Source organism: Micromonospora sp. M42, assembly GCF_000568915.1.
Classification (GTDB): Bacteria; Actinomycetota; Actinomycetes; order Mycobacteriales; family Micromonosporaceae; genus Micromonospora; species Micromonospora chalcea.
The window spans coordinates 1,432,658-1,456,621 of the sequence record NZ_KK037233.1 but is presented as its reverse complement, the minus strand read 5'-3'; the positions used below and the strand labels follow the sequence as shown (position 1 = coordinate 1,456,621).

The following is a 23,964-nucleotide window of genomic DNA, read 5'->3' as shown; positions in this document are numbered from 1 at the left end:
GCGTGGAGTACGTGTCCAGAGTGCCTCGACCGCCGCTGGACGGGCTGATCGACGACTTCTACTACCTGGCCGGCACGCCCCCGTACCCCCGGCTGACGCTGCCGCCGATGCCGGCGGCGCTGCTCATCGTCAACCTCGGCGCGCCGTTCCGCGTCCGCGGCGGCACCGACATCGAAACCACCGGGTACGCCGACGGCTGCGTGATCTCCACTCCCACCCGCGCGTTCGAGTTCGGCTACCCGCGCCCGACCCGGTCCGTCGGCGTACACGTCAAGCCGTGGGGCCTGGCGCCGTTCCTGCCGATGCCCGCGGCCGAGCTGTGCGACCGGCCGGTGACGCTGGAGCAGGTCTGGGGCCGGCCCGCCGTGGCCGAGCTGCGCGACCGGCTGGCCGCGGCCGACGGGCCGCACGAGATGCTGACGCTGCTCGAACAGGAGCTGAGGCGACGGCTGTCCGAGACCACCGGCCTGGGGCTGGTCCGGCACACGAGCGGCGTCATCGCGGCGACGAGCGGCGCGGTGCCGATCGGTGACCTGAGGACGGCGGCCGGTGTCAGCAGCACCCATCTGACGCAGCGGTTCAAGGAACTCGTCGGCGTCACGCCGAAGCGGCTGGCCCGCACCTACCGCTTCGCCGCCGCCGTGTTCGCGATCGACCCCACCCGCCCGGTCGACTGGGGCGAGCTGGCAAGCGACGCGGGCTATTTCGACCAGGCCCACTTCGGCCACGAGTTCCGGGCGTTCACCGGGCTCACGCCGACCCGGTACGTCGAGGTGCGGCGGCGGTTCCTGCGCGAACACCCCGGCCACGTGATCGACGGCTGGTCGCTGCCGGCCGATTGATTTCCTACAAGAACAGCGGTCCACGGCCCGCTAACTTGGGGGCACCCGAGGCAGAGGAGAACCGGCGTGGGCACTGTGGTCCTGTACAGCTCGGTGTCGGTGGACGGCTTCGTCGCGGACGACAACGACCAGCCCGGGCCGCTGTTCGACTGGTTGACCAGCGGGGACGTCCCGCTGGACGACAGCGGCGCGTTGCGGGTGTCGCAGACGTCCCACGACTACATCAGGCCGTACTGGGACCGGATCGGGGTGACTGTCGTCGGGCGGCACGTGTTCGACCTGACCGACGGCTGGGACGGGACGCCGCCGAGCGGCATCGCCCACGTGGTCGTCGTGACGCACCGGCCGCCGCCCGAGGGTTGGAACCTCGGCGCGCCGTTCCACTTCGTCGACGGCGTCGAGGCGGCAGTGGCCAGGGCGCAGGAACTTGCGGGGGCCCGCATCGTCGAGGTCGCCGCCGGTGACGTCGGCGGCCAGGCGCTCGCCGCGGGCCTGGTCGACGAGGTACGCATGGACGTCGTACCCGTCGTGTTCGGCTCCGGCAAGCGCTTCTTCGGGTCGGTCGACGCGCAGCACCTGCTGGAGGATCCGGACGTCGTGCTCCCGGGCGAGCGGGTGCTTCACCTGCGGTACCGGGTGCGCCGCTGACCGAGCGCGAACGCGGCGTCCGATCCCCGCCGGACAGACGGCCCGACGTCGACCAGGCTTCCTCCCGTGAACAACGCACTCGACGGCAAGGTAGCTCTCGTCACCGGTGGTGGCCGTGGCATCGGCGCGGCGGTGGCCCGGGCGGCCGGGGAACTGGGCCGGTTGGACATCCTGGTCAACAACGCGGGCGCGTTCCTGCTCGGACAACTGGAGCAGCTGAGTCTCGACGAGTTCGAGCAGACAGTCGCGGTGAACGTCCGGGCACCGTTCGTCGCCTCGCAGGCCGCGGTGCGCCACATGTCGGCGGGCGGGCGGATCGTCAACATCGGCAGCAACACGGCCGAGCGGGCGGTCTTCCCGGGCTTCTCGCTCTACGCGATGAGCAAGACCGCCCTGATCGGTCTGACCAAGGCGCTCGGGCGCGAACTCGGCGGTCGAGCGATCACCGTGAACCTGGTGAACCCCGGCGCCACGGACACCGAGCTGAACCCGGCCGACGGCCCGAACGCGGACACGATCAACGGGTTCACCGCCCTCGGCCACTACGCGCAGCCGGCCGACGTGGCCGCCGCGGTGGCGTTCCTCGCCGGCCCGGACGGGCGTTACGTCACCGGCGCGACTGTGAACGTCGACGGCGGATTCACCATCTGACCATCGGGAACGGCCAGGGTGATGACCGGAAGGACGGCTGCGGCGGGGGAGAGTTCTCCCTTTTCCGCTGGCGCGCGCCGGGCAGCGCGGGTACACCTGGGCGGTGATCCTCATCCAGCGGGTCCGCGTCCGGTGGACCGCCGACGCTCGCGGCGCGCCCGCGGCGAACGCCCGCCGTGGACTGGTCCGGGCGATGCCGCTGCCCCGGGCACTGCCGGAGGGCGAGGTGGTCGTCCACGACGTGCTAGCCGACCGGGCAGCCGGCTACGAGCACCGGGACGGGGTACGCGCCGGAGACGTCGCGCTGACCCGCGAGGCCGGGCTCTGGCTCGGGCGTGACCAGGCGTGCATCGTCGTGGACCGGCTGCCCGGGTCGGCGGCGTTTCCGCGCCCGTCGGCGTCGGCACGGCTGTTCACGCTCGCCCCCGGGCAGGTCGGCCGCTACCGGGCCAACTTCCGGTTCACCGGCTGCGGGTGCGATCCGAGCTGGTACTACGAGGAGTGGCTGGTGCACGTCGGACACGGTGCGGTGGCATCCTTCGGCGCGCCGGACCGCGACGTCGACCACCGCGTGCGCCTGTACGGGTAGGCGTCAGCTGTCGAACCAGACGACGAGTCGTACGTTGTCCTCGCCGTGCCGTTCGGCCAGCTCGCGCATGCCTTCCAGCACCGCGCGCAGCGCCGGGTCACGCTGCAGCGCATCGCTGTTGGACAGGCGCTCCACCCGCCACATCACGTTTCCCGAGCGCCATTCGGTGCCCTCCGGGTAACTGCTGCCCCGGTGATCCGCGTGCTCGCCGGCTACCTCGCGCCAGGCTCGCCCGTGCCGGGTGGCCTTGCTCCGGTAGCGCGGTCCTTCGGCGGTCAGGTCGTACACGTGGATCCGGTCGTCCACCCGGGGCGATGACGCGCTCCAGTCGATGCGTGCCACCTTCGCCCACGACACCCAGGTGGGGTCGTGATGGCGTTCGGTGAAGTGACGAGCGCGCAGGCTCGCGCTGACGTCGTCCGGCAGGCCACGGCCGGGCGCGACCGGCTCGAACCCGGCGAAGTTGCGCACACCGAACAGCAGGCCGAAGGCGTCGTAGTTGGTGGAGACCTCCCGCAGGCTGATGTCGGTCAGCTCCCACGGCGAACCCGTACCGTGCGGCCGGATCTCCACCCCACCCCAGATGTCGGTACTCACGTCGCTCCACCCCCGCAGCCGAGACGCTTCGGTGTCCGCCACGACCATCGCACCCGGCGGCAAGGCGCCGCAGCCCGGACCTGACTGCTGCGGGGCGGCGCGGTGGCTAGGCTGTGCCGGTGCGGAAGGCGGGGTCCCGGGGTGACCGTCATGGTTGACGCGGACGACGTGCGTCGGGTGGCGTTGTCGCTGCCCGACGTGGTCGAGATCGACAGTGACGGCTTCGACTTCCGGGTCGCCGGCAAGGGGTTCGTCTGGTCCTATCCGGAGCGCACGCCCGGGAAGCCGCGGCGCATCCGCACCGACATCGCTGTGGTGTACGTGGGCGACGAGGCGGAGAAACAGGCCCTGCTCCTCGGCGAGCCCGACCTCTTCTTCACCACCCCCGCGTACGACGGGTTGCCCCTGGTCATGCTGCGGCTGGCGCGCGTCGGCGTCGAGCGTCTGACGGAACTAGTCACCGACGCGTGGCGGATGCGTGCCCCCGGCTCGCTCACCGGTGGACCCGGCGCGTGACCCCGCACGCTATCCGTCGAGGATCTGCTCCCGGAGGATGTCCGCGTGCCCGCAGTGCTGGGCGAGTTCGCGCAGGACGTGGAGATACACCCAGCGCAGCGGAAGCGGGCCCCGTCGGTGCCCGGTGAGGATGTCGTCCAGACCTCGCGTGGAGGTCGCCCGGCGTGACGCGTCCCGGGAGTCGCGGTAGGCCTGCCGGACCCCGGCGATCGTGTCGCCGTCGTCGAGGAGGAACGAGTCCTCCGACCGCTCCGGGATGCCGATCTCGGCGCGAGACCGACCCGTGACGGCTTCGTCGAACCAGACTTTCTCGACGAAGGTGGCGTGCTTCACCAGACCCAGCAGCGTGGTGCGGGAGGCCACCAACGATCGGCGTGCCTGTTCCTCGGTCAGTCCGTCCAGGCAGCGGTCGAGCGCGTCGCGGTGTTCGTCGAGAAACGCCTCGAACTGGGCCTGGATCGGCTGCGCGACGACTTCGGCGGAGAAGGTGGGCGGGAAGGACGGCATGGACGCAGCATTCCAGATCGGCGGCCGGATGAGCGCGGGGTGCATCAGGCGGGTCGCTGACGAACCGCGACGATCTCGGCGTGGTGAGCGACCGCCCAGTCGGCCAGCGCGGAAAGCGGCTCCAGAAGGCTGACACCGAGTGGCGTCAGCCGGTACTCGACGCCCGGCGGCACCGTCGGAAACACCTCACGCTCGACCAGGCCGTCGCTTTCCAGCGCGCGCAGTGTCCGGCTGAGCATGCGCGGGCTGATGCCCTCCACGGCGCGGTGCAACTCGTTGAACCGGTGCGGATGCCGGCCGAGCAGGGTGATCAGCAACAGCGTCCACTTGTCGCTCACCCGCCGCAGCAGGTCGGTGACCGGACAGCGGTCGTACTCGCCGGCCGGAACGGGCACCGGCAGCCGATGATCGTGCAGTGAGGCACGCACATCGCTGTTAGCTGTGGACATGAAAGTGCCTTCTTTCGCCTCCGTCGACCTGCTGCCCAGGATGAGGCAGGTCGATGGGCACACGATAAGGGGGGCGACGTGGGCGTCGTGGTGGTCAGTGGCGGCACGAACGGAATGGGGCGTGCGTTCGCCCTGGGGCGGGCCGAACGTGGCGACCGCGTCCTGGTGCTCGGCCGCAACCGTGCACGTGGCGAGGCGATGGCCGGCGGCCTGATCGCCTTCCTTCCCGTCGACCTGTCCAGCACGGCCGAGACGCGGCAGGTCATCGAGCACATCCTCGGCGAGCACCAGGTCGTGGACGCGTTGACGCTGTTCGCCAACGCGGTGGCGCCGCGTCGCGTCGAGACGGTGGAGGGACTGGAGCGTACGTTCGCGCTCTACTACGTCAGTCGCTACCTGCTCAGTTTCGGTCTGCGTCCGGCCCTGGACCGGGCGGTCGCGCCGGTGATCGTGAACGTCGCCGGTGTCGGGGTCACGAGAGGCGAGGTGCGCTGGGCCGATCCGCAGATGGGGGAGGGCTACTCGGCCGTCGCCGCCCAGTTGCAGGCCGGGCGGGCCAACGACCTGCTCGGCGTGGGCTTCGCCCAGCGGTCCGGTAGCCGCGCCCGATACGTGCTCTACCATCCCGGGTTCACCAGGAGCGGTGACCGTAGCGCGCTCCCGCTCGTGGTACGGGGGCTGCTCGCGATGGCGGCGGCGGTCGCCGCCCGGTCCGTCGCGGACGCGGTGGCGCCGATTCACCGGTTCCTGGACGCGCCGCCGACCGCGCCGGTGACCGCCGTCGACCGGGGGAAGCAACTTCCGCCCGGTTTCCCGACCCTCGACCCTCATGACGCCGAGCGGTTGATGGACCTCACGGAGAGGCTGCTGCGGTGAGGCGCCGCGCCGACGCTACGGCCGGAAGTAGTCGGACATCATGCTGCTGACCCACTCCGGCTGCCGGACGTTCGTGGGGACGAACTCCACCAGCACCGGCTTCAGGTCGATGACCGGCGTGCCGGACACCGCGTCGAGGTCCACCACCGTCAGTTCCCGGCCGTGGACCGACTCGATGCGGCAGCACGTCACGCCGATCCGGTTCGGCCGACGGGGACCACGGCCGGCGAACACGCCCATCGGCGGCAGGTCGGCCCGGCCCCGGTAGGGACGGGGCTCGCGGTGGTCGCCGCCGTCCGGGAACCGGTCGAAGACGAATACGACCTCCACGTGCGAGAACTCCTCCAGGCCCTGCAGGCACGCCTCGCCGAAGCGTTCGTCGACGACGATCGTGCTGCGGACGGCGCCCCAGTTGTCGCTGTGCTGGATGTCCGTCCGGTCGTTGCGGACCGTACCGATGGGGGAGATCTCGAAGCTGGGCATGCCCGGAGAGTAGTTCCGCGTGGCTCGTCACGGGGGCCCACGAGCCGGACCACCGGCGCTAGGCTCATGATCATGGACGTTCTCCGATACGCGGCGTTCACCGCCGACCCGGCCGGCGGCAACCCGGCCGGTGTCGTGCTCGACGCCACCGGGGTGGATGACGCGGAGATGCAGCAGGTGGCGGCGCAGGTCGGCTACTCCGAGACGGCGTTCCTCCTGCCCGGCGAGGGCGGGCGGTTCACGGTGCGCTACTTCAGCCCGAAGGCGGAAGTGCCGTTCTGCGGGCACGCGACGATCGCGTCCGCGGTCGCGTACGCGCAGCGGCACGGCCCCGGCGCGCTGCACCTGGACACCCGCGCCGGACTGGTCGAGGTCGCCACGAGCGCGCAGGCCGACGGCACCACCACCGCCACGCTCACCAGCGTCGCGCCGCGCACCGTACCCCTTGCCGCGGGCGACCTCGCGGCGCTGCTCGCCGCGTTGCGCTGGTCGCCGGACGATCTCGACGCGACGCTGCCGCCGCGTGTCGCGTACGCCGGGGCGTGGCATCCGATCGTGGCCGCCGCGACCCGGCGGCGCCTGGCGGACCTGGACTACGACATGGCGGCGCTGAGCGCGCTCATGGCCGAGCGGGACTGGACCACGATCGACCTGGTGCACCGCGAGTCCCCGCTGGTGTTCCACGCGCGCAATCCGTTCCCGCCCGGCGGCGTGGTCGAGGACGCGGCGACCGGCGCGGCGGCCGCCGCGTTCGGCGGTTACCTGCGCGAGATGGGCCTGGTGCGGCCGCCCGCCACGGTCACCGTGCGGCAGGGCGAGGACATGGGCCGCCCGAGCCTGCTCACCGTCGGCATCCCCGCCGATCCCGGCGCCGGGATCGCGGTGACCGGCACCGCCGTGCCCATTCCACCCGCTGAGGCGGCCCGGTGAGGCCGGACCACTACGACGGCTTCGCCGAGCGGTACGCCGCGGAGAACGAGTCCAGCCTGTTCAACGCCTACTACGAGCGGCCCGCGATGCTGGAACTCGCCGGGGACGTGCGGGGCCGCCGGATCCTCGACGCGGGCTGTGGCACCGCCCCGCTGTCCGAGGCGCTCGCCGCGCGCGGGGCCGTCGTGACCGGCTTCGACGGCAGCCCGGCGATGGTCGAGCTGGCCCGCGAGCGGCTCGGCGGGGACGCGACGCTGCTGGTGGCCGACCTGGGCGCGCCGCTGCCGCTCGCCGACGGCGCGTTCGACGACGTGATCGTGTCGCTGGTGCTGCACTACTTGGAGGACTGGACCGCGCCGTTGGCCGAGCTGCGCCGTGTGCTGCGTCCCGGCGGCCGGCTCCTGGTGTCGGTGAACCATCCGATCGGGTACGAGGTGGCGTTCCCGGACGCCGACTACTTCGCCGTCGCGAGCTGGTCAGAGGAGTACGACTTCGACGGGCAGCGCGCCACGCTCACCTACTGGCACCGGCCGCTGCACGCGATGACGGCGGCGTTCACCGACGCGGGTTTCCGGCTCTCGGTGATCAGCGAACCGCCGTTCTCGCCCGACACGCCGCGCGAGCTGCTGCCCCCGGAACTCGACGGCCGTACGGCCTTCCTCTGCTTCATCTTCTTCGTTCTCGAAGCGCACTGAATCCGAGCGGCGCATAACGTCGAGCGGCGTATAACGTCGGATCCGGGTCGGCTCGTTCGTAGGACGGGTGAGAGGCGGCCGGACCGGCCGCCCGGACAAGGGAGTCATGGCATGCCGCGGTACCTGATCTCGTTCAACGACGGCGCGATGGACCACATCCCCGCGGAGGAGATCCCCCAGGTGGGCAAGGACGCGCACGCGGTCATCCAGGAGGCCGTGAACGCTGGCGTGTTCGTGTACGGCACCGGGCTCGAACGCCAGCAGGCCAGCATCGTGGACACGGACGGGGTGGTCACCGACGGGCCGTTCCCGGAGACCAAGGAGGTCATCGGCGGGTTCGTGGTCCTCGACGTGGCCTCACGCGACGAGGCGCTGAAGTGGGCCGCCAAGATCGCCGTCTCGTGCCGCTGCGCCCAGGAGGTCCGGGAGGTCATGCCCGACCCCGAGACGGAGGCGATGCTCCGCGCGGCGGGCCGCTGACCGGTCCGATGTCGACGCGACGACGGTGGGCGGGGCACCCGGACGGAGGCCATGCCTACCATGATCGCTAGCCTCGTGCGGTGAAACGTGAACTCGCCGCGCTCTCCCTGCTGTTCGTCGTCTCCGCGTGTGCGCCCTCGGAACCCACGCCGTCGACGTCCGCCACCCCGTCGTCGTCCGCGTCGGCCTCGGCCGCTCCTCAGGCCGGCTCGACCGCGCCCGCGGACAAGGTCGCGGCCGGTGCGTGCAACATGGTGGCCCGGGTGGTCGAGCAGCAGGACGTCCGCTTCACCTCGAACTCGCCGATCGCCATGCGTGCCCGCAAGGCGGCCGACCCGGGCGTCCGGGACGCCGGCGAACGGCTGGCGGTGGCGGCGAAGGAATCCGGGGACATGTTCGTCCGCAACGACCCGAACGAGGACACCGGCCCGGTCGACGCGCGTATGGCCGAGGCGCAGCGCGGGCTCCTGTCCGCGTGTACGGCGCTGTTCGGGCCGCAGCCGTGGCCGTTCGCCCCGTCGCCGACACCGACCACCTGAGCCGCGGCGCTGATGCCGGCTCATGCCGGGCCGGCGGCCCCGGCGATGGCGAGTGTGTGCTGATATTCGCGCCAGTGGGCCAGCTTGCCGTCCCGGGTCCGCAACACCCCGATGAACGGCGCGGACGCGGTCACCCCGGTCACCGTGTGCGTGCCGACGAGCTCGTACTCGACCACGACCACCTCGGGATCGGCGGTCTCGTGTACGACCACGCCGCGGCACTCGTCGAACCGCACCGGGAACGACGCCCGGCCCGCTCGCGTGTACTCGAGAACGGGTTGCTTCCCCTCGGTGCGGGTCGGGTGGCCGGGCGCGGCGAAGGGCGTCTCGATCACCACGTCGTCGGCCAGCGAATCCGCCTCGAAGGTGGGCAGGTTCGCCAGCCACCTGGCGCGCATGCTCTCGAAGATCTGCTGTGGTGTCACGTCGGCCTCCGCGATAATGAGTCGTGACTCGACTTGTATCACAGAATAATGAGTGGAGACTCACTTTGGTAGAGGGTTCGCCCCTGCGCGCCGACGCGCAACGCAACCGGGCACGCATCCTGGACGCCGCCGAGGCGGTCTTCGCCGAGTTCGGCGCCCGCGCCTCCACCGAGGAGGTGGCCCGCCGGGCCGGCGTCGCCATCGGCACGGTCTTCCGTCATTTCCCCACCAAGGAGGACCTGCTCGCCGCGCTCATGAAGCGACTGCTCGCACAGCTCACCGAGGAGGCGGGACGACACGACCTCTTCGGTTTCTTCAGACACACGGTGGCCCAGGCCGCCGCGAAGAAGACGGCAGTCGAACTGCTCGCCGGATCCGGCGTGGACATCCGGCTCCCGGATGCGGTAGGTCACCTGGAGGAGGCGATGGGCAGGCTGCTGCAACAGGCCCAGGCCGACGGAACCGTCGCCGACTCGGTACGGCTCCCCGAGGTGATGGCGCTGCTCACCGGCATGTGCCAGGGCGCGCTGCACGGCGGATGGGACGAGCACCTGCAAGCCCGGACGCTGGCGGTCGTCTTCGCCGGCTTCGAGCGCGGCTGACGGTCCGGGATCACACCGCGATAAACCGGTTGGCCCGCCCGGCGAGCGCTGTTACCTTGCCGGTGGCCGTGCCGGAGAACGAGGGAGGTGGTACCCGTGACCGCAGTATCGACATGGGTGCTCCCCTCGGGGGTCACGGCCGGGCGATAGGTCGTCCGGGAGCGCCGTCGCACTCCCGAAAGGCACGACCATGCGCTTCACCTCCGAACAGCGCCTCGCCGACGGCGTCCGCGAACGCGAGTTCACCCTCGGCGAGATCCCGGGCATCCTGTGGACGCCCGCCTCCACGTCGGCGCCGGCCCCGCTGATCCTGCTCGGTCACCCCGGCGGACTGCGCCGGATGTATCCCCGCCTGGCGGCCCGGGCGCAGGGCTGCGTCGAACAGGGCTTCGCCGCCGCCACCATCGAACTGCCCGGCGGTGGCGACCGGCCCTCGTCCGCCGCCGCCGAGCAGGCCCGCGCCGACCTGCGCCGGGCACTGGCAGCCGGCGAGCGGGTCGCCGACGAGGTGGTCGACCGGCTCGTCCTGCCGCTGGTGGAGGAGGCGGTCCCGGAGTGCCGGGCCGCGCTGGACGCGCTCCTCGCGCTGCCCGAGGTCGGCGGCCCGGTCGGGTACGCCGGCGGGGTGATCTCGATCGGCGTACGGCTGGCGGTGGTCGAACCGCGCATCGTGGCCGCGCTCCTGTTCGCCGGAAGCTTCGTGCCGCGCGCCATCATCGAGGAGGCCCGGCGGGTCACCATCCCGCTGCACGTCCTGTTGCAGTGGGACGACGAGGGCAACGACCGGCGGATGGCGCTGGACCTGTTCGACGCCTTCGGCTCGTCGGAGAAGACGCTGCACGCCAACATGGGCGGGCACACCGGCGTGCCGTGGTTCGAGGGGGACGCCGCGAACCGGTTCTTCGCCCGGCACCTGAAGGCGGGCCCGCCGGTGGCGGTCTCGGCGGATCCGGGGGAGCGGACGCCGTCCGGCCAATAGGGTGATCGCATGGCGCCCGTGACCGGACTGGACCACGTCGTCATCGCCGTGTCCGACTGGCGGTCCGCCACCGACTTCTATCGCGACGTCGTCGGCGCCGAGGTGATCGGCGTCGGCGGCGACCGCGTCGCCTTCCGGATCGGCCCCCAACGGTTGAGCGTGCACGGGCCGGGTCTCGACCTCGGCGGCAACGTGGCCCGGATTCCCGTCCGTCCGGGCAACAGCGACATCTGTTTCGTCTGGGCCGGGCCGATCGAGGAGGCGGTGGCGCACCTGCGGCGGCACGACGTCGAGGTGGAGACCGGACCGGTCCGGCGGGTCGGCGCCGGTGGCACCGGGACCAGCGTCTACTTCCGCGACCCGGACGGAAGCCTGCTGGAGTTCATCTCCTACCAGGAGAGGCCGTGACCGGTCAGAGCGGTGACACCACCAGCTCGACGTGCCGGGCCTCCGTCGCGTCGTCCACGGCGAACTGCAGCAGCCAGCGGCCCGGCGCCAACTCGATCTCGTCGTTGTCGTCGGCGTCGCCGACGTAGAGCCGCCCGGACGGGACGTCCAGTGTCACCTCGTACGGGTGCCCCGTGACGCGCTGCGACGTCACCCGGATGTCGAGGGTGACATCTGCCTCTCCCTCGTCCGCCACGGCGGCGGAGGCGACCACGACCGCGACGTGGTGCGTCGTGGCGAACACCGGCGCGTCCCCGGCGTGGAAGTCGATGTCGAAGTCGGTCTCGCAGAGGGCGTCGCTGAGGTAGACGGCACCCCAGTGGTAGGGGCGGACCCGGCGTACGCGTCGGTCGTCGGTCACGCGAGCCCGCCGACCGGCGGCGCCCAGGTCGGGCGCGGGATCAGACAGAACGGGTGACCGGCCGGGTCGGCGTACACGTGGTCGCCCGCCAGCCGCCGCGCGCCCAGCGCGAGCACCGCCGTACCGGCCGTGTCCTGGTCGTCGACCATCACGTCGAGGTGCATCTGCTGCGGCACCGCCGGATCCGGCCACGTCGGCGCAACCAGGTCGGCGACGCGCTGGAACGCCAGCCCGGACGCCGCCGTACCGGCCGACACCACGGCGAAGTCGTCGTCCGCGTACGTGATCGGGTCGCCCAGGACCGCGCTCCAGAAGCGGGCCTCGGTCATCGGATCCGGGCAGTCGACGATCAGGTGGTGGAGTCTGCCGAGCGGCATCGCGATCGCCTCGTCAGCTCAGCCGCAGGTCGTGTTCGGCGAGGGCGGCCTCGATGGCGCCCAGCGCCTTCGGCCCCATGCCGTGCAGGCGGGCCAGCTCCGTGCGCGGCACACCGGCAAGCCGGCGCAGCGTGGTGTAGCCGGCCGCGGTCAGCGCCCGCGTGGCCGGCGCGCTGATCTTCGGCAGGCGGTCCAGGGACGACGTCATCGCCCGATGCTAGACCGCCACGGTACGGCTCGCCTGCCCGTCCTTCGGCCCGTCAGGGACGGAATGGGGGAAAGACCCGACGGGCATATCGGGGCGTTTCCGTATGGGACTCGGGTGGGACGCCGCTGAAGAATCGACAGGCATCCAAGACACCGGGAGGTGCCGTGTTCCGACGTACCGTGGCCGTCGCTCTGGCCGCGCTCACCGTCCTGGCGGGACTGCCCGGCGCGGCGCGCGCCGGGCTTCCGCCGCAGCGGCTCGTGTGGAGCGAGTGCGCCGACGACCTGCCGGACGTCCCGCCGGATGAACGCGTGCGGTGCGCCCGGCTGCGGGTGCCGGTGGACTGGGCCCGGCCGAACGGCCCGACGTTCGATCTCGCAGTGGCACGCCGGCTGGCGCGAACGCCGGAGCGGGTGGGCACGCTGGTGTTCGGGCCGGGAGGCCCCGGCGACTCGGGAGTGGAACGGATCCGCAAGGGCGACCGGTTCAGCGACGAGTTGCTGGACCGGTTCGATCTGGTCAGTTTCGACCCGCGTACGGTCGCCCGCACCGCCGCGCCCGTCTGCGCCCCGGATCCGGCGCTGCGCAAGCCGGCCGTCCCGCTGACCGGTCAGGCCGACTTCGACGCCGCGGTGGCCTACAACCAGGCGCTGTGGCGCAGGTGCCGTCCGACCAGCCCGGTGTTCGACCACGCCGACACGCTCAGCACCGTCCGTGACCTCGACGCGTTGCGGCGGGCGCTGGGGGAGCGGCGGCTGTCCTTCCACGGCAGCTCGTACGGCACGCTGCTGGGCCAGCAGTACGCCGAGCGGTATCCCGGCCGCGTGCGGGCCGTCGTGCTGGAGGGCGTGTTCGACCACAGCCTCGACGTGCGCTCCTTCGTGCGGACGCAGGCCGCCGCGTTGCAGGACTCGTTCGACGAGTTCGTGTCCTGGTGCGACAGGTCGCCGGAGTGCGTGCTCCACGCACGCGACGTGCGGGCGGTCTGGGCGCAGGCGCTGGCCCGCGCGGACCGGGGCGAGTACGCCCCCCGTACCGCCTTCGACGTCACCGCTGTGGCGCTCGGCCTGCTCGCCGGTCCGCGTTGGCCGCAACTCGCGGTGATCGTGCGGGACATGGCCGCCGGTACGCCGCCACCGGAGGTGAATCTCCCGGTCTCCGTCGCGGCGTTCTGCGCGGACTGGCCGGCGCAGGTAAGCGACTACGCCGCGTACGCCGGCGTGGTCCGGGACGCCCGGGCCGTCGCCCCGGACGTCCGGTACGGCGCCGGCCTGCTGGCCGTGCAGACGTGCCTGGGCTGGCCGTCCCCGGTCCGCAACCCGCCGCACGAGCTGAACGTGCGCACCCGCACGCCGCTGCTGCTGCTCAACGCCCGGCACGATCCCCGGACCGGCTACGCCTGGGCCGTGAACGTCGCCCGGCAACTCGGCCGGCACGGACGCCTGGTCACCTACGAGGGCTGGGGCCACGGCACCTACCAGCGCACCGACTGCACGACCGCGGTGGTGGACCGGTACCTCGTCGACCTGACCGTGCCCGCCCCGGGCACACGATGCCCGGCGAGCTGACCGCTGCTGGACCGCCGGTGCGGCAGGTTGACGCGACCGCCGGACAGGCCGGCGACGCAACACGTACAGCCGATCAGAACCTCGTCAACGGTCGCCGAGCAGTCCGCGTCCGGCCATGAAGGCGCGCAGCGTCCCGGCGTCCTCGGCGGACATCAGCCACCGGGGGATCACCGTGGCCGGCATCCGTCCCACGTACACGATCCAGAAATCCGGGGTCTCGGTGACCCGCTCGACGCCGTCCCAGGCGATGCCGCCGGACTCCGAACCGCTGCGCATCATGATGTTGCGGTCGTCGATGTCGTAGCCGCCCTCGACCGCGTAGCCGCCGGAGCGGCGTCGGGCCCGCCACCGCACCCACGGCGCGTACAGCATCGACAGCACGCCAGCCACGATCAACGCGGTCCACAGCGACGCGAAACGGCCACCCCGCTCCGACGCCTGCGAGGCGATCCAGCCGATCACCCCGATCGCGGCGAGGGCCGCGCCGATGTAGCCGAAGCGGCGCAGCCGGGCGGCGGCGAGCGCGGCGGCCACGCGGGCCGGATAGGCGGGGTCGGCCGGTACGGCGAAACGGATCTGCACGCCCGAACGATAGTGCCCCGCCCGCCTGTCCCGGGCCGGACCCGCGCCGGTAGCCGGTCAGATCCGGCGCAGCACCAGCGTCACGAACCCCAGCACGCCGCGGTATCCGCGCAGCCACTGGTCCCGGTGCTCCCGGGCGGTGGCGAGCGCGCCGGCGGCATCCGGGTGACCCGGGTTGTCCAGTGCCCACTCGGTCAGCGAACCGGTCCACGACCACTCGTAGTCGTCCCACTCGGCGGCGTCGCTGACGTGCGCGTACACCGGGGTCCAGCCGGCCTGCTCGGCGGCCGCGACCAGACCGGCGAGGTCGGTGTGGTCGTCGGGTTTCGCGCCCAGCGCCGCCAGCGCCTGCGGCGTCGGCGGCACCTGCCAGAATCCCTCGCCCACCATCAGGACGCCGTCGGCGTTCACGTGCCGCCCGGCCAGTTCCAGCGTCTCGCCGAACCCGCCGAACGCGTGCGTCGACCCGACACAGAGCACCAGGTCGTAGTCGCCGCACGTACGACCGGGCGTCGCGCTCGTGCAGCGTGAGCCGGTCGGCGAGGCCGCGCACGGCGGCGGCCTCCGTGGCGCGTTCCAGCGCGTACGGGTTGAGGTCCACGCCGTCGGCGTGCCCGTCCGGGTGGTGCGCGAGGGCCTGTAACGCCCAGGCGGCCTCCCCGCAGCCCAGGTCGAGGATCCGGGCCGCCGGCCGGCGACCGGCCCGGCGCAGCAGCCGGTTGACGTTGACGCCGGAGAGCGGCGCCGCGATCGGGTGGTGCGAGTGCGCGATGCTGCTGAGCCGTTGACGGTCCATCGCCGCAGTCAACACGAGCACAGCCGGATTGTCGTGCCGGTCAGGCGCGGCAGACAATCGTCGCGTCGTCGGTGGCGACGCCCCCGCGTGCCTCCGCCGCCCGGACCCGGGCGATGACCTCGGCCGGGCCGGCGGTCTCCAGCAGGCGCAGCAGCCCCGGCCAGTCGGTCAGGCCGAACGTGTCCACGAGACGGCTCGCGCCGTTGCTGAGCAGCGCCGCGCCGGTCACGTCGTGGGCCGGGCACTCGCCGGTGGCCGCCTCGGCCACCACCGCCGGATCGTCCTTGGCGACCCAGAAGCCGCCGGGGCTGTTGCGGCGGGACCGCAGCTCCATCAGCAGCCGCCGGTACTCGTCGCCGCCCTCCGGCACGTCCTTCAGCCGCTCCTCGAAGGCTCGGGCGATCACCACCTCACGCGGATCGTGGGCGACGACGGGATCACCGGCCGCCCGGCCGACCAGCGCGACCGCGTCACCGAGGACCAGGTGCTCGACGGTCCCGCCGGAGAACCGCAGCATCGCCACCGCGGCGAACGGGCTGATCGGGTGGGCGACGTCGCAGGTGTCGCGGTGCTGGTCGGTGACCCGCTCGATGCCCTCGGCCAGCACGTCGCGCAGGCTCCGCTCCTGCGCCAGCGCGCCGAGTAGCGCGCCGCCGAGCCGGGTCGCGTACCAGGCGATGCCGTGACGGCAGACCTCGTCCGCGCCGGTGATGCCGCCCGCGCCGTCGACCAGGACCAGGCCGCAGGGGACGGCGCCGGCGAAATCCTCATTGGTACGGCCGGGATGTCCCGCGTCGGTCGCCATCGCTACCCGCATGCGCCTCATCATGCCCGGGCCGACCGGAACGCGATGTCCCTCGCGGCTTGATCTGAAGCGTGGTTGAGGTCCTAGCGTCGTGCTCACCCGACGACCACCGCCGGAGGTAGAGCATCATGACCACACAGCACCTGTCCGACGCCGAACTCGCGGGCCAGCCGGCCGCCTACTGGACGGGCGTCGCGTACGAGTCGCTCATCGCCTTCACCCGCGCCCAGCACGCCACGCACGGCTTCACCCAGCCCCAGTTCTGGCTGCTGCGCAACCTGTCCCCGAACGACCTCCTGCCCGGCGGCGGCGGACTGACCGTCCCCGAACTGCGACACGCGATGCGCTCGTATCTACGGGCCGAGGACGACCTGGACGCCGAGGCGGAGGTGCTCCGGGAACGCGGCTGGCTGACCCGCGACGCGGACGGCCGGCTACGGATCACCGAGGCGGGGGAGGACGCCCGGCTCCGCCTCAAGCAGCACGCGCCGGGGATCCGGGCCCGCATCCACGACGGCGTCGACGACGCCGACTACGTCACCACCCTCAAGGTGCTCCGGCGGATGATCCGCAACACCGGCGGCGCCGTGTAGCGCCGGGGCCCGGCTCAGGACGCCCGAAGCCTGCGGATCGCCAGGCGGGCTCCCTGGTGGAGCAGCACGCCGGCACCGGTGTTCGCGACGGCGAGCACGGCCGCGCCGAGCAGCCCCGCGCCGACGTCCGTCACGCCGGTCGCGACCAGCAGGACCGGCCAGCCCAGCGCGGCGGCGACGAGCGACGACCGCCACCAGCGCCCGAGGAGAAGCCCGAGCAGGATCAGCAACGGGATCATCGCGGGCGACCTCCCACCGTCGGCTCGTTCGAGCGTACGCCCGGTCAGACCCGCCGGTCGCCGAGTACCACAGCGCCCACCAATCCCCGGCGCTCGTGCTGTGGGGCCGGCACGACGCCTACTTCGACGTGGACAGGTGCTCGCGCAGCATCGCGCGCTGGACCGGATGGACGCGCACCTCTTCGACGGCGGCCACCTGCTGCTGGAGACCCACGCGGCCGAGTGCGCCGCGCTCCTGCGCGCGTTCGTCCGGGACCACTCGTGAGCCGGGACGCGGGTCACGGCGTGGCCGGCGGCTTCGCCTTCTGCGGGTGGAACGTCTCGTGGCGGGCCAGCATGGCGACGAACTCACCGATCTTGCGTTCCCGGGTCTCCGCGCGCTTGACCGCGTTCAGCCGGTGGATGAGCGCGAACCTGTTGGCGCTGGTGAGGACGTCGAGCATGGCTTGGGCGGCGGGCTCGGCGGCGACGGCGGCGAGCAGGTCGGCCGGCAGTTCGGCCTCCGACGGAGGCGCGTACGCCGCCGCCCACCGGCCGTCCGCCTTCGCGGCCTCCACCGCCGCGCGGCCGGCGGGTGTCATCCGCCCCTGCTCCTCCAGCCGGGCCACGTGCGCGACGTTGCGCTGCGACCAGGAGCTGCGGGCCCGGCGCGGGGTGAACCGGATCCAGGAGCTCTCGTGGTCACGCTTGCGGGCCTGCCCGTCGATCCAGCCGAAGCACAGCGCCTCGTCGACCGCCTGCTGCCAGGTCAGTGTGGTGAGCGTGCCGCCCTTGCGGGTCAGGGCGAGCCAGACGCCGGGCGACGTGTCGTGGTGGGCGGACAACCACGCGCGCAGCGCCTCCGCGTCGGGCACGATCAGCTCGTCCAGCTCGGCGGTTCCCATGGCCGGGAGGCTATGCCACGGGTACGACGCTAAGGCCGGGCGTGCGGCTCAGCCGCCTGCTGCTCGCCGTCGGGCGACGGATCGGCCGCCCGCCGCAGCCGCCGTCCGGCCACCAGCAAAGCCACGCCTGCGCCGGTGAGCCCCGCGCCCATCAGCCCGCCCGCGACCCCCGCCGCCGGATCGCCCTCACGGAACGCGTACGCCACGGCCGCGGTCAGGATCGGCGCACCGAGGGAGATCGCCATCCACCCGCCGAGGATGTCCTCCTTGTCGGCGAAGGCGTTCGTACTGATCAGGAAGATCAGGATCATGGCAGCGGCGAGGCCGACGAGTAACAACGCCGCGAGGATCAGCGCCGGGTCGCGGGGGAGCAGCCCGGCGGCCGCGGCGAGCACGTAGATGATCGCCGCCGCGATGAGGTTCGCGAGCACGTTCGTCATCACGTTCGCAACGAACCTCCGCAGTCCGCCACGCCCGGTGCCGGCCGGCGCCGTCACGACGTCCGCGAATCGTGCGACCGGCGGGCCGCCAGCAACTCGTCCAGGTGCGCCTCGCTCCACGACCGGGCGGCCGCGACCAGCGTCAGCAGGCTTCGCCCCAGCGGCGTCAGCGCGTACTCCACGCGCGGCGGGTTCTCGTCGTAGGCGGTCCGCGTGACCAGCCCGTCGCGTTCCATCGCCCGCAACGTCTCGGCCAGCACCTTCGGCGTGATCGTGCGCAGCGGCGCCCGCAACTCGGTGAACCGGCGCGGCCCGTGCTCCAGGCACAGCACCACCATCGCGGTCCACTTGTCGCCGATCTGCAACGGCATCATCCGCGACGGACAGGCGGGGTGGAACATGTCCGGATCGAGCGGCGTCACCGCCCGAGCGTAACCCGGTACCGTTGCGGTAACCGGCACCCCGCGTCCTACCGTCGCGCCATGACCAGCATCGCCGTCTTCGGCGCGGGCGGCCGGGCCGGCCGCGCCGTCACCGCCGAGGCCCACCGCCGCGGCCACCGCGTCACCGCCGTCGTCCGTGACCCCGCCCGCCATCCCGACCTCACCTCCGCGGTACGCGGTGACGTCACCGACCCGGAGACGGTCACCTCCATCGGGTACGGGCACGACGCCGTCGTCCACGCGGTCAGCCCGGCCTCCGGGCCGGACGCGCTCGCCGCCGCCGGCCTCGATCCGGACTTCTTCGTCCGGGCAGCCGACGCGCTGCTGCACGGCCTGGCCCGCGCGGACGTGCCCCGGCTCGTGGCGATCGGCCTGTTCGCCACCCTGATCGACGCGCACGGTCGGCCCCTCTACGACGACCCGGCCGTGCTGCCCGCCGAGCTGCGGCCGTTCGCGCTCAGCCACGCCGCCGGCCTGGACCGGCTCCGCGCGGCGGACACCACAGTCGACTGGCTGGTGCTCACCCCACCCGCCGCGCTGGACGTGGCCGGTACCCGCACCGGCCGGTACCGCCTCGGCGGCGAGCGCGCCCCGGCGTCGGCGCCCCTGTCGTACGCCGATCTGGCGGTGGCGGTGGTCGACGAGATCGAGTCGCCGCGCCACCATCGGACGCGGGTCTCCGTGACCGGTGACGCCCCGGCCTAGCCGCCCGCCGCATTGTGCCGCGCCACCAGGTCCGGCAGCTCGTGCAGCGAGTCGATGCGGAACAGGCACCGGTCGGCCACGTCCGGCATGTCGAGGATGTGCCCCCACGGTCCGCGCCGGATCAGGCACGCCGACATACCGGCGGCCATCGCGGGCGCGGCGTCGTTGTCCGGCCGGTCACCGACGTACAGGATCGCCGCCGCGTCGCCGCCGCTCTCGCGGACCACCCGGTCGAAGAACTCCGGCGCGGGCTTCGCCACGCCCCAGGCCGCCGACGTGCCGATCACGTCCACCGGCAGGTCCAGCGTCCGCAGCGTCGCCTCGGCGTGCTCCGGCTGGTTGCCGGCCAGGCCGACGCGCAGACCCTGGTCCTTCAGGGCGGTCAGGCACGCCCGCGCGTCCGGGTACAGATCCTCCTCGCCGAACGACTCCGGGTCACCGGCCGCGACCCGGCGGGCGAGTTCGGCGGTGAGGTCGAAGTCCGGCCGGAACGCCCGGAACACCTCCTGGTAGTCCAGCCCTCGGGCGATCACCGCGCCGAAGACCGCGGAGAACGTGTGCCGGGGTACGCCCAGCCAGTCCGCCCACGTCGCGAACTCGCGCGTCTCGTCGAGGATCGTCCCGCCCACGTCGAAGAAGACCGCCCGGATCATCAGCGGATCGTACTGTCGTTGATCAGCCAGTGGGGGGCGCCCGGGTGGCGCAGACTGCCCGCATGAGCGCCGCCTTCCTCCCCGAACCGCCGCAGAGCCCGGCGGCGAAAGCCGCGTACGAGGAGGACCTCTCCTCCGACGGCTACGTCAACAACCTCACCCGCGTCTGGTGCTGGCGACCCGACGTGCTGATGTCGTTCCAGAACACGCGCGCCGAACTGCTGTCCGCGTCCACGCTGTCGGCGCGTGAGGTGGCGGTGCTGGTCGCCGCCACCGCCGCCGCGCGGGGCGACTCGTACTGCTCGCTGGCCTGGGGCGTCCGGCTGGCCGGGATGAGCGACGAGGAGACCGCCGCCGCGGTGCTGCGCGGCGACGAGGCGGCCCTGTCCGAGCGGGAGACGGCGCTGGCCGACTGGTCCCGCCGGGTCGTGACGGACCCGAACGCCACCACCGAGGCCGACACCCAACGCCTGCGCGACGCCGGCCTGAACGACCGGGAGATCTTCGAGGCCACCACGCTGATCGCGTTCCGGCTCGCCTTCTCCACAGTGAACGACGCGCTCGGCGCGCGGCCGGACGCGCAACTGGTGGAGAACGCGCCGGAGCTGGTCCGGGAGGCGGTCACGTTCGGCCGCCCGGCCTGAACGAGCGGATCGCGGCCCTCGACCGGCCGGCCACGGGGCAGCGAGCCCGCGCGCGAGCGGAGATCATCATCTGGTGACCGACACCGCCGCGTACACGTTGGCCGTTCCGCCGTTGTTCGCCGCACTGGCTCCGGCGCGCGACGTCCTGATCGCCGGCGCCGGTGGCGGCTTCGACGTCTACGCCGGCCTGCCGCTGGCCCTGGCCCTGTGGCAGGCCGGCAAGCGGGTGCACCTGGCCAGCCTCTCCTTCTCGGAGCTGGAACTGCTCGACCGGCAGGTGTGGGTGAACGAGCACGTCGCGGCGATCCGGCCGGACACCCTCAGCCCCGACTGGTACTTCCCGGAGGGGCACCTGGCCCGCTGGCTGGCGGGCCGGGACCTGCCGTCGACCGTGTACGCCTTCCCGCCGCTGGGCGTGCAGACGCTGCGCGAGGCGTACCGGCACCTGGTCGACCGGCTCGACGTCGACGCGATCGTGCTCGTCGACGGCGGCACCGACATCCTGTTGCGCGGCGACGAGAGCGGCCTGGGCACCCCGGTGGAGGACATCACCAGCCTGGCCGCCGTGGCCGGGCTGGACGTGCCGATCCGGTTGGTGAGCAGCCTCGGTTTCGGCATCGATGCGCACGACGGCGTCAACCACGTCGAGGTGCTGGAGAACCTGGCCGCCCTCGACCGGGAGGGCGGCTACCTCGGCGCGCTGTCCATTCCCGGCTCCAGCCGTGAGGCGGTGCTCTACCGAGAGGCGGTCGCGCAGGCCCAGGCCGCCACCCCGCACCGGCCGAGCATCGTCCAGGGGCAGATCGCCGCCGCCACCGGCGGCGCGTTCGGAGACGTACGGTTCAGTCGGCGCACCGGCGACGGCGACCTGTTCGTCAACCCCCTGATGGCGATCTACTTCTCGGTCGACCTGCCCCGGCTCGCCGCCCGCTGTCTCTACCTCGACCGGATCGAGAACACGATCGGGCGGCGCCAGGTCATCACCCGCATCGAGGCGTTCCGCGACGAGCTGCGGGCCGCCCGCGTGCCCCGGGCGTATCCGCACTGACAGTCACGGCTTGTCGTACCGGTGTGGGAGGGTCCGGGCATGACGACGTTCGTGCTCATCCACGGCGGCGGGGGCAGCGCGTGGGACTGGCACCTGCTGGTTCCCGAGCTGGCCGCCCGGGGTCACGACGCGGTGGTGCCGGAGCTGCCGATCGGTGACCGGTCGGCGGGGTTCACCGATTTCCGCCAGGCGGTGATCGAGGCCGTCGGCAACCGGGACGACCTCGTGGTGGTCGGGCACTCGTACGGCGCGTTCACCGCACCGCTGGTCGCCGACCGGTTGCCGGTGCGCCTCTTGGTCCTGCTCACCCCGATGATTCCGCGGCCCGGCGAGAAGCCGGGGGACTGGTGGGGCAACACCGGCTACCGCGAGCCGGACGGGCTCAGCGAGGAACAGCAGTTCTACAACGGCGTGCCGGCCGGGATCGTCGCCGAGGCGCCGTCGCACGGCCGGGAGCAGGTCAGCGCGGAGTGGGACGAGCCGTGGCCGCTCGCCGCCTGGCCGGCCGTGCCGACGAGGGTGCTCATCGGCCGCGACGACCGGTTCTTTCCCGCCGACTTCCAGCGCCGGGTGGCCGCCGACCGGCTCGGCGTGGTGCCGGACGAGATCGACGGCGGCCACGCGGTAGCGCTCAGCCGCCCGGGCCCGCTCGCCGACCGGCTGACTGCCTACCTGGTGTCCTGATCCCGCCTCGCCGTGATCCGTCCGGCCCCTCCCGACGACATGCTGATCAGGAGGGGCGAGGCGCCGTGCGGATCCGCGACTGAGGGTTCACGGCGGCTGTCCGGTCTCTCCGAGGCGGTGACGGCCGGATAGCCGCCGGGGTCAGCTGCCGGCCGGCGCGGGTGAGACGGGTAGGGGCCGGCGGCGCCGACGCGCGAGCAGGCCGAGGACGAGATCGACGACGAGGAAGCCGAGCAGGGTGACGCCGAACCAGGGCAGTGCCCAGCCGAGTGCCAGGGTGACCGGTACGCCGAGCAGCAGCGCCCACCACGGGAGCCCGCGGAGGCCACCTCGGGCGGGCGGTGAGCCGAGCGGGGCGCGACGGCCGGCGCGGGTGGGGCGGCGCTGCCACCACATGCGGTAGCCCCAGACGATGACGCAGAGCAGACCGAGAGCGAGCGCCGCGAGCAGGATCTGGTTGATCGGCCCGAACAGGATTCCCATGTGGGCTTGGATGCCGAGGCTGCTGAGCTGCGCGAGCAGCGGCCAGTCGGCGAAGTCGCTGCGGGCGGTGACCGCGCCGGTGGTGGGCTCGACGGCGATTCGATCCTTCGCGACCGGCCAGGTGTTGTCGACCTGGGCGACGGTCCATGCCTGGCCGGGCTCCGCGGCGGGGCTGATCTCCACCGGTCCCGAGAGTCCGGCGCTGCGCGCGGAGGCCAGCACGTTGTCGTAGGACGCCGGATTGTCCGCCGTGCCGGTCGCCGCGCCACCGTGCTGATGCTCACCGCCGCCCGCGGGCGGGGCCACGCCGTCGACGGTGGTGGAGAGTTCCGGAGTGCCGGCGCGCAGGGTGTCCAGGCCGGTGCTGAAGTTCGCGCCGGCGTACCGGGACCAGGTCAAGCCGGTGGCGGAGAGGAACAGCAGGCCGACCGCGAGCCAGACACCGGTGGTGGCGTGCCAGCCCCGGGTACGGCGAACTCCCTTGCGGGCGGTCAGGTCCGGTATGAGCAGGTGTGTCGTCCGGGCGCGGGTGGCGCTGCGGCGGCGCCACCACAGGATGACGCCGCCGAGCACGAGGACCCACAACCAGCTGGCGGCGATCTCGGAGTAGTGCCGGCCGACCTCGCCGAGATGCAGGTTGCGGTGCAGGTCGTCGAGCCAGGTGGTGGCCGGGGTGGAGCCGAACCAGGTGGTGAGCTGCCCGGTCACCTCGCCGGTGTACGGGTCGACGTAGACGGTGTGCTGCTTGTCGCCGAGTTCCTCGAGCGAGAACACCACCTGGGTGGTCCGGTCGCCGGTGCCGGGCGCCACGGCGGCGATGGTGCCGTCGGGGTGCGCCGCCCGCGCGGCGGTGACCTGTTGGGCGAGGGTCTTCGGCTGGTCACCGACGGTGGCCACGGTCAGCCGGTCGCCGTAGAGGGCCTGGTCCAGCTGGGGGGTGATGGTGTACGCCAGGCCGGTCAGGGCGGCGACCAGCAGGAACGGGGCAACCAGGATGCCGGCGTAGAAATGAAGCCGGGTCAGCAGCGCGGCGAACGGCGTGGGCTGGCGGCCCGGCCGAGCGGCCGGCGCGGCGGTGGAGGTGTCCGGCGCGGGGTCGCCGGACAGTTCGGTGACGGACATCGACTACTCCGATCGAAAATATCGGCTTTTGGTTTCGGGGTGGCTCGTGCCCGTCGAGCCGTGGGCTGCCCGGC

Annotated in this window: 37 protein-coding genes and 1 pseudogene; 20 read left to right on the top strand and 18 right to left on the bottom strand. The window is 72.7% G+C overall.

All coding sequences use genetic code 11. From position 1 onward, the window contains the following. Positions 1-2 precede the first annotated feature (2 nt). The 4 genes from MCBG_RS06440 to MCBG_RS06425 all read left to right on the top strand — a co-directional run bounded on the left by MCBG_RS06440 (position 3) and on the right by MCBG_RS06425 (position 2,730). Positions 3-842, top strand: coding sequence for a helix-turn-helix domain-containing protein (locus MCBG_RS06440; RefSeq protein WP_223201106.1), 840 nt, complete (start codon positions 3-5; stop codon positions 840-842). 66 nt (positions 843-908) lie between these two features. Continuing rightward, positions 909-1,490 (top strand): dihydrofolate reductase family protein, encoded by a 582-nt coding sequence (locus MCBG_RS06435; RefSeq protein ID WP_043324695.1) that lies wholly within the window; start codon positions 909-911, stop codon positions 1,488-1,490. A gap of 66 nt (positions 1,491-1,556) precedes the next feature. Continuing rightward, positions 1,557-2,141: an SDR family NAD(P)-dependent oxidoreductase gene (locus MCBG_RS06430; protein WP_043324694.1), complete on the top strand. Its 585-nt coding sequence runs from the start codon at positions 1,557-1,559 to the stop codon at positions 2,139-2,141. A 103-nt stretch (positions 2,142-2,244) separates the two neighbouring features. Then, positions 2,245-2,730: a hypothetical protein gene (locus MCBG_RS06425; RefSeq protein WP_223201105.1), complete on the top strand. Its 486-nt coding sequence runs from the start codon at positions 2,245-2,247 to the stop codon at positions 2,728-2,730. Between the two features lie 3 nt (positions 2,731-2,733). Here MCBG_RS06425 and MCBG_RS06420 read toward each other — a convergent pair whose 3' ends face one another. Beyond that, a complete protein-coding gene (locus tag MCBG_RS06420; protein WP_043330220.1) occupies positions 2,734-3,327 on the bottom strand; it encodes a hypothetical protein in 594 nt (197 codons plus the stop codon). Between the two features lie 150 nt (positions 3,328-3,477). On the opposite strand from MCBG_RS06420, the gene MCBG_RS06415 reads away from it, so the two are divergent. Further along, entirely contained in the window at positions 3,478-3,843 is a 366-nt protein-coding gene (locus MCBG_RS06415; protein WP_181373690.1) for an MmcQ/YjbR family DNA-binding protein, read from the top strand. A 9-nt stretch (positions 3,844-3,852) separates the two neighbouring features. Here MCBG_RS06415 and MCBG_RS06410 read toward each other — a convergent pair whose 3' ends face one another. Both MCBG_RS06410 and MCBG_RS06405 read right to left on the bottom strand, forming a co-directional pair. Further along, the gene (locus MCBG_RS06410; protein ID WP_043324692.1) at positions 3,853-4,350 is read right to left on the bottom strand and encodes a DinB family protein; all 498 of its coding nucleotides are present in this window, start codon (positions 4,348-4,350) and stop codon (positions 3,853-3,855) included. 44 nt (positions 4,351-4,394) lie between these two features. Beyond that, positions 4,395-4,862 (bottom strand): winged helix-turn-helix transcriptional regulator, encoded by a 468-nt coding sequence (locus tag MCBG_RS06405; RefSeq protein ID WP_223201104.1) that lies wholly within the window; start codon positions 4,860-4,862, stop codon positions 4,395-4,397. Between the two features lie 15 nt (positions 4,863-4,877). On the opposite strand from MCBG_RS06405, the gene MCBG_RS06400 reads away from it, so the two are divergent. After that, positions 4,878-5,675: an SDR family NAD(P)-dependent oxidoreductase gene (locus MCBG_RS06400; protein ID WP_223201103.1), complete on the top strand. Its 798-nt coding sequence runs from the start codon at positions 4,878-4,880 to the stop codon at positions 5,673-5,675. Positions 5,676-5,690: 15 nt separating this feature from the next. On the opposite strand, the gene MCBG_RS06395 is transcribed toward MCBG_RS06400, so the two are convergent. Then, positions 5,691-6,158: an SAM-dependent methyltransferase gene (locus tag MCBG_RS06395; RefSeq protein ID WP_043324690.1), complete on the bottom strand. Its 468-nt coding sequence runs from the start codon at positions 6,156-6,158 to the stop codon at positions 5,691-5,693. Between the two features lie 72 nt (positions 6,159-6,230). On the opposite strand from MCBG_RS06395, the gene MCBG_RS06390 reads away from it, so the two are divergent. From MCBG_RS06390 to MCBG_RS06375, 4 genes are all read left to right on the top strand, one after another. Next, complete coding sequence (locus MCBG_RS06390; RefSeq protein ID WP_043330217.1) at positions 6,231-7,088, top strand: PhzF family phenazine biosynthesis protein; 858 nt, start codon at positions 6,231-6,233, stop codon at positions 7,086-7,088. Next, positions 7,085-7,783, top strand: a complete 699-nt coding sequence (locus tag MCBG_RS06385) for a class I SAM-dependent methyltransferase (RefSeq protein WP_043324689.1) — start codon at positions 7,085-7,087, stop codon at positions 7,781-7,783. The genes MCBG_RS06390 and MCBG_RS06385 overlap by 4 nt, the downstream gene beginning before the upstream one ends. Before the next feature lie 111 nt (positions 7,784-7,894). Then, a complete protein-coding gene (locus tag MCBG_RS06380) occupies positions 7,895-8,263 on the top strand; it encodes a YciI family protein (protein ID WP_043324687.1) in 369 nt (122 codons plus the stop codon). A gap of 80 nt (positions 8,264-8,343) precedes the next feature. Further along, positions 8,344-8,802, top strand: a complete 459-nt coding sequence (locus MCBG_RS06375; protein ID WP_043324686.1) for a hypothetical protein — start codon at positions 8,344-8,346, stop codon at positions 8,800-8,802. Between the two features lie 20 nt (positions 8,803-8,822). On the opposite strand, the gene MCBG_RS06370 is transcribed toward MCBG_RS06375, so the two are convergent. After that, positions 8,823-9,227: a nuclear transport factor 2 family protein gene (locus MCBG_RS06370; protein ID WP_043324685.1), complete on the bottom strand. Its 405-nt coding sequence runs from the start codon at positions 9,225-9,227 to the stop codon at positions 8,823-8,825. A gap of 65 nt (positions 9,228-9,292) precedes the next feature. Here MCBG_RS06370 and MCBG_RS06365 point away from each other — a divergent pair, with 65 nt between their 5' ends. The 3 genes from MCBG_RS06365 to MCBG_RS06355 all read left to right on the top strand — a co-directional run bounded on the left by MCBG_RS06365 (position 9,293) and on the right by MCBG_RS06355 (position 11,216). After that, positions 9,293-9,829, top strand: a complete 537-nt coding sequence (locus MCBG_RS06365) for a TetR/AcrR family transcriptional regulator (protein ID WP_043324684.1) — start codon at positions 9,293-9,295, stop codon at positions 9,827-9,829. A 190-nt stretch (positions 9,830-10,019) separates the two neighbouring features. Then, positions 10,020-10,808 (top strand): hypothetical protein, encoded by a 789-nt coding sequence (locus MCBG_RS06360; protein ID WP_051610962.1) that lies wholly within the window; start codon positions 10,020-10,022, stop codon positions 10,806-10,808. 9 nt (positions 10,809-10,817) lie between these two features. Beyond that, positions 10,818-11,216 carry a VOC family protein gene (locus tag MCBG_RS06355; RefSeq protein WP_043324683.1) on the top strand — a complete coding sequence of 133 codons (399 nt, stop codon included), beginning with the start codon at positions 10,818-10,820 and terminating at the stop codon, positions 11,214-11,216. 4 nt (positions 11,217-11,220) lie between these two features. Here MCBG_RS06355 and MCBG_RS06350 read toward each other — a convergent pair whose 3' ends face one another. The 3 genes from MCBG_RS06350 to MCBG_RS06340 are packed head-to-tail and all read right to left on the bottom strand — an operon-like array spanning position 11,221 to position 12,201. Continuing rightward, a complete protein-coding gene (locus MCBG_RS06350; protein ID WP_043324682.1) occupies positions 11,221-11,616 on the bottom strand; it encodes a hypothetical protein in 396 nt (131 codons plus the stop codon). After that, complete coding sequence (locus tag MCBG_RS06345) at positions 11,613-11,993, bottom strand: VOC family protein (protein WP_043324681.1); 381 nt, start codon at positions 11,991-11,993, stop codon at positions 11,613-11,615. Before MCBG_RS06345 ends, MCBG_RS06350 begins: the two co-directional genes overlap by 4 nt. Positions 11,994-12,006: 13 nt before the next feature. Then, positions 12,007-12,201, bottom strand: a complete 195-nt coding sequence (locus MCBG_RS06340) for a helix-hairpin-helix domain-containing protein (protein ID WP_043324680.1) — start codon at positions 12,199-12,201, stop codon at positions 12,007-12,009. Positions 12,202-12,365: 164 nt separating this feature from the next. Here MCBG_RS06340 and MCBG_RS06335 point away from each other — a divergent pair, with 164 nt between their 5' ends. Continuing rightward, positions 12,366-13,769: an alpha/beta hydrolase gene (locus tag MCBG_RS06335; protein WP_043324679.1), complete on the top strand. Its 1,404-nt coding sequence runs from the start codon at positions 12,366-12,368 to the stop codon at positions 13,767-13,769. A gap of 84 nt (positions 13,770-13,853) precedes the next feature. Here MCBG_RS06335 and MCBG_RS06330 read toward each other — a convergent pair whose 3' ends face one another. The 4 genes and pseudogenes from MCBG_RS06330 to MCBG_RS06320 form a co-directional block, all read right to left on the bottom strand. Beyond that, on the bottom strand, positions 13,854-14,351 hold the full coding sequence (locus MCBG_RS06330) for a YcxB family protein (protein ID WP_043324678.1): 498 nt from the start codon (positions 14,349-14,351) through the stop codon (positions 13,854-13,856). Positions 14,352-14,408: 57 nt separating this feature from the next. Continuing rightward, positions 14,409-14,831 carry a hypothetical protein gene (locus tag MCBG_RS33745; protein ID WP_223201102.1) on the bottom strand — a complete coding sequence of 141 codons (423 nt, stop codon included), beginning with the start codon at positions 14,829-14,831 and terminating at the stop codon, positions 14,409-14,411. Between the two features lie 82 nt (positions 14,832-14,913). Further along, a pseudogene (locus MCBG_RS33740) lies at positions 14,914-15,147 on the bottom strand (class I SAM-dependent methyltransferase); the annotation flags it as partial. Between the two features lie 40 nt (positions 15,148-15,187). Next, a complete protein-coding gene (locus MCBG_RS06320) occupies positions 15,188-15,964 on the bottom strand; it encodes a hypothetical protein (protein WP_223201101.1) in 777 nt (258 codons plus the stop codon). 116 nt (positions 15,965-16,080) lie between these two features. On the opposite strand from MCBG_RS06320, the gene MCBG_RS06315 reads away from it, so the two are divergent. After that, complete coding sequence (locus MCBG_RS06315; RefSeq protein ID WP_043324676.1) at positions 16,081-16,545, top strand: transposase; 465 nt, start codon at positions 16,081-16,083, stop codon at positions 16,543-16,545. 14 nt (positions 16,546-16,559) lie between these two features. On the opposite strand, the gene MCBG_RS06310 is transcribed toward MCBG_RS06315, so the two are convergent. Beyond that, complete coding sequence (locus MCBG_RS06310) at positions 16,560-16,784, bottom strand: hypothetical protein (RefSeq protein WP_043324675.1); 225 nt, start codon at positions 16,782-16,784, stop codon at positions 16,560-16,562. Positions 16,785-16,920: 136 nt separating this feature from the next. Between MCBG_RS06310 and MCBG_RS34725 the strand changes: the two genes are divergently transcribed. Further along, the gene (locus MCBG_RS34725) at positions 16,921-17,049 is read left to right on the top strand and encodes a hypothetical protein (RefSeq protein WP_255358586.1); all 129 of its coding nucleotides are present in this window, start codon (positions 16,921-16,923) and stop codon (positions 17,047-17,049) included. A gap of 13 nt (positions 17,050-17,062) precedes the next feature. On the opposite strand, the gene MCBG_RS06305 is transcribed toward MCBG_RS34725, so the two are convergent. Genes MCBG_RS06305 through MCBG_RS06295 form a run of 3 tightly spaced genes read right to left on the bottom strand, consistent with a single transcriptional unit; the run spans position 17,063 to position 18,530 of the window. Continuing rightward, positions 17,063-17,668 carry a YdeI/OmpD-associated family protein gene (locus tag MCBG_RS06305; RefSeq protein WP_043324674.1) on the bottom strand — a complete coding sequence of 202 codons (606 nt, stop codon included), beginning with the start codon at positions 17,666-17,668 and terminating at the stop codon, positions 17,063-17,065. A gap of 29 nt (positions 17,669-17,697) precedes the next feature. Then, positions 17,698-18,108, bottom strand: coding sequence for a hypothetical protein (locus MCBG_RS06300; protein WP_043330213.1), 411 nt, complete (start codon positions 18,106-18,108; stop codon positions 17,698-17,700). Positions 18,109-18,161: 53 nt separating this feature from the next. Then, positions 18,162-18,530, bottom strand: a complete 369-nt coding sequence (locus MCBG_RS06295; RefSeq protein WP_223201100.1) for a winged helix-turn-helix transcriptional regulator — start codon at positions 18,528-18,530, stop codon at positions 18,162-18,164. Between the two features lie 60 nt (positions 18,531-18,590). Between MCBG_RS06295 and MCBG_RS06290 the strand changes: the two genes are divergently transcribed. After that, positions 18,591-19,256, top strand: a complete 666-nt coding sequence (locus MCBG_RS06290; protein WP_043324673.1) for an NAD(P)-dependent oxidoreductase — start codon at positions 18,591-18,593, stop codon at positions 19,254-19,256. On the opposite strand, the gene MCBG_RS06285 is transcribed toward MCBG_RS06290, so the two are convergent. Further along, complete coding sequence (locus tag MCBG_RS06285; protein WP_043324672.1) at positions 19,253-19,909, bottom strand: HAD family hydrolase; 657 nt, start codon at positions 19,907-19,909, stop codon at positions 19,253-19,255. The two genes, MCBG_RS06290 and MCBG_RS06285, sit on opposite strands and share 4 nt — an antisense overlap. Before the next feature lie 62 nt (positions 19,910-19,971). Here MCBG_RS06285 and MCBG_RS06280 point away from each other — a divergent pair, with 62 nt between their 5' ends. The 3 genes from MCBG_RS06280 to MCBG_RS06270 all read left to right on the top strand — a co-directional run bounded on the left by MCBG_RS06280 (position 19,972) and on the right by MCBG_RS06270 (position 22,285). Continuing rightward, positions 19,972-20,553 (top strand): carboxymuconolactone decarboxylase family protein, encoded by a 582-nt coding sequence (locus MCBG_RS06280; protein ID WP_223201099.1) that lies wholly within the window; start codon positions 19,972-19,974, stop codon positions 20,551-20,553. 73 nt (positions 20,554-20,626) lie between these two features. Further along, entirely contained in the window at positions 20,627-21,601 is a 975-nt protein-coding gene (locus tag MCBG_RS06275) for a DUF1152 domain-containing protein (protein ID WP_043324671.1), read from the top strand. A 39-nt stretch (positions 21,602-21,640) separates the two neighbouring features. Continuing rightward, positions 21,641-22,285, top strand: a complete 645-nt coding sequence (locus MCBG_RS06270; protein ID WP_043324670.1) for an alpha/beta fold hydrolase — start codon at positions 21,641-21,643, stop codon at positions 22,283-22,285. A gap of 141 nt (positions 22,286-22,426) precedes the next feature. Here the strand turns inward: MCBG_RS06270 and MCBG_RS06265 are convergent, their stop codons facing one another. After that, positions 22,427-23,890, bottom strand: coding sequence for a PepSY-associated TM helix domain-containing protein (locus MCBG_RS06265; protein ID WP_043324669.1), 1,464 nt, complete (start codon positions 23,888-23,890; stop codon positions 22,427-22,429). Between the last annotated feature and the right edge of the window lie 74 nt (positions 23,891-23,964).

What these genes read in the sequence shown, in the direction of transcription:
- MCBG_RS06415 (WP_181373690.1), top strand. Translation starts at nt 3,478, where the DNA reads ATGGTTGACGCGGACGACGTGCGTCGGGTGGCGTTGTCGCTGCCCGAC.
- MCBG_RS06410 (WP_043324692.1), bottom strand. Translation starts at nt 4,350, where the DNA reads ATGCCGTCCTTCCCGCCCACCTTCTCCGCCGAAGTCGTCGCGCAGCCG.
- MCBG_RS06395 (WP_043324690.1), bottom strand. Translation starts at nt 6,158, where the DNA reads ATGCCCAGCTTCGAGATCTCCCCCATCGGTACGGTCCGCAACGACCGG.
- MCBG_RS06390 (WP_043330217.1), top strand. Translation starts at nt 6,231, where the DNA reads ATGGACGTTCTCCGATACGCGGCGTTCACCGCCGACCCGGCCGGCGGC.
- MCBG_RS06380 (WP_043324687.1), top strand. Translation starts at nt 7,895, where the DNA reads ATGCCGCGGTACCTGATCTCGTTCAACGACGGCGCGATGGACCACATC.
- MCBG_RS06360 (WP_051610962.1), top strand. Translation starts at nt 10,020, where the DNA reads ATGCGCTTCACCTCCGAACAGCGCCTCGCCGACGGCGTCCGCGAACGC.
- MCBG_RS06355 (WP_043324683.1), top strand. Translation starts at nt 10,818, where the DNA reads ATGGCGCCCGTGACCGGACTGGACCACGTCGTCATCGCCGTGTCCGAC.
- MCBG_RS06345 (WP_043324681.1), bottom strand. Translation starts at nt 11,993, where the DNA reads ATGCCGCTCGGCAGACTCCACCACCTGATCGTCGACTGCCCGGATCCG.
- MCBG_RS06340 (WP_043324680.1), bottom strand. Translation starts at nt 12,201, where the DNA reads ATGACGTCGTCCCTGGACCGCCTGCCGAAGATCAGCGCGCCGGCCACG.
- MCBG_RS06320 (WP_223201101.1), bottom strand. Translation starts at nt 15,964, where the DNA reads ATGCGGGTAGCGATGGCGACCGACGCGGGACATCCCGGCCGTACCAAT.
- MCBG_RS06315 (WP_043324676.1), top strand. Translation starts at nt 16,081, where the DNA reads ATGACCACACAGCACCTGTCCGACGCCGAACTCGCGGGCCAGCCGGCC.
- MCBG_RS06310 (WP_043324675.1), bottom strand. Translation starts at nt 16,784, where the DNA reads ATGATCCCGTTGCTGATCCTGCTCGGGCTTCTCCTCGGGCGCTGGTGG.
- MCBG_RS06305 (WP_043324674.1), bottom strand. Translation starts at nt 17,668, where the DNA reads ATGGGAACCGCCGAGCTGGACGAGCTGATCGTGCCCGACGCGGAGGCG.
- MCBG_RS06300 (WP_043330213.1), bottom strand. Translation starts at nt 18,108, where the DNA reads ATGACGAACGTGCTCGCGAACCTCATCGCGGCGGCGATCATCTACGTG.
- MCBG_RS06290 (WP_043324673.1), top strand. Translation starts at nt 18,591, where the DNA reads ATGACCAGCATCGCCGTCTTCGGCGCGGGCGGCCGGGCCGGCCGCGCC.
- MCBG_RS06285 (WP_043324672.1), bottom strand. Translation starts at nt 19,909, where the DNA reads ATGATCCGGGCGGTCTTCTTCGACGTGGGCGGGACGATCCTCGACGAG.
- MCBG_RS06280 (WP_223201099.1), top strand. Translation starts at nt 19,972, where the DNA reads ATGAGCGCCGCCTTCCTCCCCGAACCGCCGCAGAGCCCGGCGGCGAAA.
- MCBG_RS06270 (WP_043324670.1), top strand. Translation starts at nt 21,641, where the DNA reads ATGACGACGTTCGTGCTCATCCACGGCGGCGGGGGCAGCGCGTGGGAC.
- MCBG_RS06265 (WP_043324669.1), bottom strand. Translation starts at nt 23,890, where the DNA reads ATGTCCGTCACCGAACTGTCCGGCGACCCCGCGCCGGACACCTCCACC.